Origin of the sequence: Hyphomicrobium sp. (assembly GCF_036833075.1) — a bacterium.
Lineage (GTDB): Bacteria > Pseudomonadota > Alphaproteobacteria > Rhizobiales > Hyphomicrobiaceae > Hyphomicrobium_C.
The window spans coordinates 1-6,765 of sequence record NZ_DAITQL010000029.1 but is presented as its reverse complement, the minus strand read 5'-3'; the positions used below and the strand labels follow the sequence as shown (position 1 = coordinate 6,765).

7 protein-coding genes are annotated in these 6,765 nt (G+C 60.3%); 5 read left to right on the top strand and 2 right to left on the bottom strand.

Annotated features, from left to right (window positions below):
* The 3 genes from V7082_RS10375 to V7082_RS10365 all read left to right on the top strand — a co-directional run.
* Nucleotides 1-1,439 (top strand): N-6 DNA methylase (locus tag V7082_RS10375; RefSeq protein ID WP_334148248.1); only part of this gene is annotated, 1,439 nt, incomplete at its 5' end.
* A gap of 53 nt (nt 1,440-1,492) precedes the next feature.
* Nucleotides 1,493-3,037, top strand: coding sequence for a hypothetical protein (locus V7082_RS10370; protein ID WP_334148246.1), 1,545 nt, complete (start codon nt 1,493-1,495; stop codon nt 3,035-3,037).
* Nucleotides 3,034-3,720 carry a hypothetical protein gene (locus tag V7082_RS10365; RefSeq protein ID WP_012112806.1) on the top strand — a complete coding sequence of 229 codons (687 nt, stop codon included), beginning with the start codon at nt 3,034-3,036 and terminating at the stop codon, nt 3,718-3,720. The genes V7082_RS10370 and V7082_RS10365 overlap by 4 nt, the downstream gene beginning before the upstream one ends.
* Here V7082_RS10365 and V7082_RS10360 read toward each other — a convergent pair.
* The gene (locus V7082_RS10360; RefSeq protein ID WP_334148242.1) at nt 3,717-4,877 is read right to left on the bottom strand and encodes a hypothetical protein; all 1,161 of its coding nucleotides are present in this window, start codon (nt 4,875-4,877) and stop codon (nt 3,717-3,719) included. The genes V7082_RS10365 and V7082_RS10360 overlap by 4 nt on opposite strands.
* A 73-nt stretch (nt 4,878-4,950) precedes the next feature.
* Here V7082_RS10360 and V7082_RS10355 point away from each other — a divergent pair, with 73 nt between their 5' ends.
* The gene (locus V7082_RS10355; protein ID WP_334148241.1) at nt 4,951-5,682 is read left to right on the top strand and encodes an AbiV family abortive infection protein; all 732 of its coding nucleotides are present in this window, start codon (nt 4,951-4,953) and stop codon (nt 5,680-5,682) included.
* A 52-nt stretch (nt 5,683-5,734) separates the two neighbouring features.
* Nucleotides 5,735-6,226: a hypothetical protein gene (locus tag V7082_RS10350; RefSeq protein ID WP_157048040.1), complete on the top strand. Its 492-nt coding sequence runs from the start codon at nt 5,735-5,737 to the stop codon at nt 6,224-6,226.
* Here V7082_RS10350 and V7082_RS10345 read toward each other — a convergent pair.
* Nucleotides 6,124-6,765 (bottom strand): site-specific integrase (locus tag V7082_RS10345; RefSeq protein WP_334148239.1); only part of this gene is annotated, 642 nt, incomplete at its 5' end. The genes V7082_RS10350 and V7082_RS10345 overlap by 103 nt on opposite strands.

The window sequence follows — 6,765 nt, the reverse complement described above, 5'->3', positions numbered from 1 at the left end:
TGATCGACGGCCGCGGCTGGCGCACCGGCGCGCCGGTGGAGAAGCGCGAGATCCTTCAGCGCGCGACGTTGCGCGGCGGCGAGGACTCGTCGCTACCGTTTCTGTTGGCACAGATGAATCTGCTGCTGCACGGGTTGGAGGCGCCCGACATCGAGTTCGGAAACGCGCTGCGTTTCAAGCTCACAGAGATCGGTGAGCGTGACCGCGTCGAGGTGATCCTGACCAATCCTCCGTTCGGCGGAGAGGAGGAAGCAGGCATCCTCACGAACTTCCCGGATGATCGCCGGACGGCCGAGACCGCTCTGCTGTTTCTGCAACTCATTATGCGACGGCTGAAGCGAGGAGGCCACGGGCGAGCCGGCGTAGTCGTTCCGAATGGGATATTGTTTGGCGATGGCATCGCGGCGCGCATCAAGGCGGACCTGCTAGAGCAGTTCAATTTGCACACTATCGTCCGGCTGCCGGAAGGAACGTTTGCCCCCTATACCGATATTCCGACCAACATCATTTTCTTCGACACTTCAGGCCCGACGGGTGACATTTGGTATTGGGAACAGCCGCTCCCAGGGGGGCGGCGCAAGTATTCAAAAACTCAGCCATTACTGTACGAAGAACTCACTGACTGCCTTGAGTGGTGGTCCGCGCGCAAGGAAGGACCACAAGCATGGAAAGTCTTTGGGCCTAGTCTCATCAAGCGCGATACAGAAGGTCGCACAATCGCGGTGGATTTGGACTTCAAGAATCCTCATGCCAAGGAGGCGAACCACCGTCGCCCTGTTGAGATCATCGAAAGCGCAGTCGCCAAGCAGCGTGAGTTGCTAGCTGTGCTTGACGAGTTGAGAGCTCTGGTAGGAGCATTCGACAAGATCACTTCCAACTCACCTCGCGCAAAACTCGGCGACATCGCGCCACTTGTTCGACGTCATGTTCAAATCGATCCTGAGAAGACCTATACTGAAATTGGTGTGCGCAGCTTCTACAAGGGGATATTCCATCGCCGGACAATACCAGGGGCGGAGTTCACTTGGCAGAAGTTATTCCGCATCGCCACCGGTGACCTCGTATTCAGTAATTTGATGGCGTGGGAACAGGCAATAGCGCTGGCGTCAACTGCTGATGATGGCTGCGTCGGAAACCATCGGATGCTTACGTGTGAAGCCGATCGAACGAGATGTCTCCCGATGTTTCTCTGGTACTATTTCCGTACTCCTGAAGGTTATGCGCAGGTTGTCGCGGCGTCACCGGGATCGATCGCACGAAATAAGACGCTGTCAGCCGAACTCTTGCCCAACATCACCGTTCCGGTCCCGTCGCTGGACGCGCAGGAGTGGTTTGAAGCCCTTCATGCGAAAGCTCATGCAGTCGAACTTGGTCAAGCCGAGGTTGATCGAGTGCTAAGCGGGCTGATGCCATCCTTACTGCACCATACGTTCGGTTGACGCGTGGCGCGTTCGGTCGTGGATGGCGAGGTGCAGCGACGCTCGGGAGAGATATGCGCGCCGTGCAGACGATATCGGGAGCTGAAGCGAGGGCGCTGATCGAAAGCCAGTTGGCTGCACACGGCAACGGCGTGCTCTCCATTCTCGCCCAATATCGGCGCGATGAGGCGGTGGCCGCATGGCATGAGACGATCCGAGCCGTGGAGGAGTTCATCAATCTGCCGAAATTCGGGATCCCCGACGATCGGCTCCGAGCCTGGTTGTGCGCGGTCCGACTGGACGATGCGTTTGTTGCAAACCCGGGCCCGACATGGCTGGCGGTGCGTCAGGCGCTCGCGCCGCATCTCGAGGCGCCAGTCATCTCTCGCTTCACTCGGATTATGCTCTACGCCGGCGCCATGGGGGCGGCCTTTGCCGCGCATGGTGTGGACGCTCGTAGTGCAGCCATCACGCTCGACACGGTTGGCAGGGCGGTCGACTATTTTCAGTCGCGGCGACGGCATTTCGTCTCGCTGCTTTACACCATGCCTTACGCATGCTCCGGCTCGCTCGTTCTCCAGCCCTACGACGCTCTGACCGTTCTCATGCCGCAGGTCGAGCATAGCTGCATCGCCATTACCGGCTTCCATCAAAAGCTTGCCCTGCTCGAGGCCCAGCCGGATTTCAGTCTGGAGGTCGACCACATCGGCGCGATGGCGAGCCATAGCTTCGAGACCTTGGACGACTATTTTCTCGAACCGGAGCGCGCGTCGATCCATGTGATGGCTGAGTTGCGAGGCGACCAGTTCGCGATGCCCGCCATGGAGCCGCTGGATCGAAGGAAGATCTTTTCAGTTGCCGAATTGCGTAATGGCGTGAAACTGATCGGCGCGACCTACGAGGCCTTCGGGCTCAAGGACTCCGATTTTTCCGCCATGGGCCTGCTGGTGATCGCCTTCGCGCGGAATTGCCGCGACGATTATTACGTCGAGATCGGAAAGCAGAAGTTTCGCTCGATACTGCGTGCGCAGTCCGAGTTAGACCCCGCCGAGCTTGAGACGCTCATCGTCAATGAGGCCTCGGATTATGCGACGAACACCAATGCCTATCAGCCGTTCCTGGACCTTGAGGATAGGGTCGTCTCGAACGTCAATCTTCTGTCGCGGTTCCTCTATGCGTTCAAGAATGTTCACCTGGGCAGCCGCCGGCGCTTCCAGATCCATGCGGGCTTCATATTCGAGGACATGGTGAAACGAGACCTTGAGCGCATGGGTTTTACCGTGACGGGCATCAAGCGGATCAATCGGAAGGAATTCGATGTTGTCGCCACGCGCAGCGGCGTCATCTTCAACATCCAGTGCAAGAATAACTGGATCGATCTCTCGAAGATTGAGGCTGAGCGCACGCTGTTCGTCAGATATAACCGGTCCCTGACGAACTACTATGCTCGCGCACTGAAGAAGGAGCGCGGCCGTGACCATCTACTGAAACAGGAACTGGGCTTGGACAAGGTCATGCATTACGTGGTCAGCCGATTTCCGGTGATCGGCGCGGACCCGGCGGTGATCAACTACAATCAGATCGATCGGCTTCGTTTCGCGGGCCAGGCGGGCGCATGACGAATCCCGCGGATATTCGCGATCTGCTGGTGCGGTTCACGGGGCCCGACCTGACGCAGACGCTTGCGCGGATCGAGAGCAAGGTGCGCGGCGTGGCGGCGAAGGACTGCGTAGGCTTTCTTGAGGGCGCTGGCGTGGGTCGGGAGGCGTTGGCCGCGGCGGCCGAAATGAAGCGCCTGGCCGGGCAGATCAATGTGACCATCCATGCGCTCGGCATCCTGCTCTGCCTTCCGCACATCCTCGAACCGGATGAGCGGGTCGAATATGTATCGCTCGGAGCCGGGAATACCGGGCGCGATTTCGACCTGGAGACGAACCTGCGGGTCGCCGAGTTCAAATTCATTCGGTGGCGCGGCGGCGCGGAGTCGATCCGCCAGAATTCTGTGTTCAAGGATTATCTGTTGCTCGCGGAGCATCCGACCGCGAAGCGAAAATATCTCTATCTGCTGGGGACCGAGCACGCGCTCAGATTCCTGCGGGGTGGTCGCGCCCTGTCGAGTGTGCTGAGCCGCAACGACAAGCTGCATAAGATGTTCGTCGACCGCTTTGGCGAGACTTTCCGGACGGTCGGGGATTATTACGCGGTCCATGCCAGTGCGGTGCATATCGAGGATGTCTCGCCGTGGCTTTCGGAGCTAGCGGAAGAGTTGATCGCGGAGCCGGACGCTGGCGCCGACGACTAGGGATTCGGGCGAGTGACGCGGGCGCGGCGCGCGGCGCGGCCTGCGGGCGGGCGCGTTGCGGTCAGGAGCGCTTCCTCCGCGGATTTCTGCGGTCCCATGAAGTCCATGCGATCAGCGATATAGGCGCCGAACGCGCGCGCGTCTTTGGTCGATGGCATCGGAACCCCGTATGTGAGCGGGAGAAACGCGGTCAACGCGATACGGTAGAGTGGTGCGGCATATTCGAAGATCGTCCGCTGCGGTGTGGGGAGGAACAGATTGCTGCGCTCGACGGGATTGCCGTGAAGGAAGTCGTTCCGGCATTCGTAGAGCACTTGATAGAGCCAGGACGCCAGTGTGCGCTTTACCTTGGTCTTGCCGCCCGTGTCGTGCGCGAGCTGGCCGCTTTCCGGAATCGCCCAAGGCGCGCGCTCAATCATCTCGAACACCTTGTCCCGGTTGGCCTGGCCGTTTCCGCCTGGATGCACGAGAATCTCGAAAGCACTGACCCAGAGGGAAACGACCCGCCCGACGTCGTAGAACGTCGTGTCCGTCCCGGCCGGCAAGAGCGAGGCGTGATACGCCATGTTGAGCGAGCGCATCAGTGCGACGTCCTCCCAGGCGGGCTCTGCTGCTTCGTAGCGTCGACGCCAGCGCGCCATGAGCGCGGCCAGGAGCGGCTGGTCGATGTCGCTTTCGCCGAGTGACGTGCGGAACAAGGCCGGCGACGATTGTCCCTTGAAGCGCGAGAGCTCATGCGTGCCAAGGATGGCCGGCGTGCTGCCGATCACATCCTCATAGTGTCGGTCGAGCATCCAGGGGTAGATCGCGAAGGCCTCACCGAAGAGCACGCGATGCCCGCGCGGATGTCGGAGCTCCAGCGCCCGGCCGTGAGTCGCTGCCGAGAGTGCGATGAGGTCGCGGAAGCTCGCCAGCGCCGTCACGTCGCGAAAGATTGGTGGTGCAGCCGCGTTCAGGATCAGAAGCGCGGGCTCGAACTTCTGTCCGAAGTTGTCGGCAAAACGGTTTAGGAAGTGCCTGAGCGTCGGGTGCGCCCGCTTCAGGGCCGCAACACGGCGATCATGCGCGGGCGCGAGCGCCGCGATCTCACAGCCGATCGCGGTTTCCAGCGGAATGTTCGGCAGGACGAATACCGGCGTCCAATCTGCAGCAGTCATGTGCTATTCCAGTCTCGACGGCAAACGCCTGCAGTCTCTGAAGTATTTCTGCTTACAACACGTCGGAACAACAATGAACGATATCAAGCGAGAAGACAGGGGAGAGAAGGCTGCAAAGCCCGGCCAGGCGCCTTTAGAGGTGCTCGTCCGCGGCGCCGAGAAGACATTTGATAATGCCGAGCGCCTTTTTTTCGAGGCGGAGCTTCTGGCGAAAGCCGGCGCGGTGGCGCGTGCCCTTTGCCTCCATCAGATCTCCCTCGAGGAATGCTCGAAGGTCAACAACCTCGGCGCCTGGGCGGTCAGCCTGGTTCTTGGGTTCGAAGTCAATCAGAAGAAGGTGCTGGCCGCCTTCGGGCGTCACGCAGCTAAGAACAAATCGAATGCCTACATGCTGAAGGGCTCTGAGGCGGAAACTAATGCGAAAGCCCGTGGCGACTGGGAGGCGGCCATGGCCGCGTTCAGGCAGACCCAGGACGAGTTTCACGAGACGTCGAACCGAGCCAAGAACGCCTCACTCTATGTGGACTGGGTCGACGGGGAATTCGCCGCACCGAGCGAGCGCATCACCAATGAGATGCTGGTCGAGATTACGGAGCGAAACGCCGAGTTTCTCGGCTGTGCCCAAAACGGGCTGAACATGCTCAGGCGGCTGGAGAGCGCGCCGGATGAGATGAAGGTCTTGCTCTCGGGTTTCGTCGAACAGGCAGAAAAGCTCCGTGAAGAGAAGCCGGACGACATGATGGGGGCAATGGAGATATTGCTGTCGGGCTTCCTTGAAGAGGGAAAGCGGAAGTTGAAGGATTAAGGCCATTCGACACGCCAAGGTCGCATCAGTTGCCGCCCTCGGTGACGCCGGCATGGCGGAGCAGGTCACCGATACTGTCGGTTCCGATCTGACAGCGGGCGATTACGCGGTCATAGGAAATGACGCGACCGCTGCGCCCTCGCTCGGTCGTACATATGACTTCGTGATGGAGAGCGATGCGTTCGAGGGCCGTTTTGGCCGCGGTGCCGCCGGGCTGGTGCAGTTCAGCCGCATTGAAATCCGCGAGCCGAACTTCAATCCATTCCTCGGGATCGGCCGTCTTACCAACGCAAAGGCCGTCTCCGTCACCGACGTATCGGACGACTCCGGAAAAGCGGACGCCGGGTTGACTCGGCAGTGGCGCCTCGCATGGGTCGGCGTGGACGGGAGCGATGGCACCGAACAGGCTGAGCATTCCAGCGACGACGAGGGTGCGACAGCTCACGCGGCCTGCTTGAATGTGTTGTTGGCCTTCTTCTTTTTGAGCAGCGCCCGAACGAACCTGTCCCACTTGGCCATGCCGGCGCGTTTTTCGACCATATAGTGCCAGCGGTCGTAGTGCTTGGAGCTGACGTCCTGGAGGGCGTGGTTTTGGAGGCGATCGCGGATTTCCTTCGACACACCCGCCTTGCCGGCAAGAGTTTTGAAAGTCCGGCGGAGATCGCGATTCGTCGCATAGGGGATCACGCCGCGGTCCCGCTGGCGCCAGACGAAGCTGTATAGCGTGCCGTGGCTGACGGGCTTCTTGGGATCCTTGGCCGAAGGGAAGAACCAGCCGTATTCGTTTGGCTTGATGGACTCGATCAGTTCGGCAGCGAGCGAGGGCACCGGAACGGCGTGGGGCTGTTCGTTCTTGGTCTTGGACCAGTCGATGATTCGCTCCTTGGCGTCCCATTGATCGACATGGAGTCGCGCAATTTCCTCGACGCGCTGGCCGGTTAGCATGATGAGTTGCACGGCGCGTGGATAGGAGGGATGGACTGGCGTGTCAGGGCATTCCAACCAGCGATAGAGCAGCACGAACTCGTCTTCGTCGAGCCAGCGAGTGCCCTTGACCTTGGGTTCGGTCGGGATGCCGGTTGC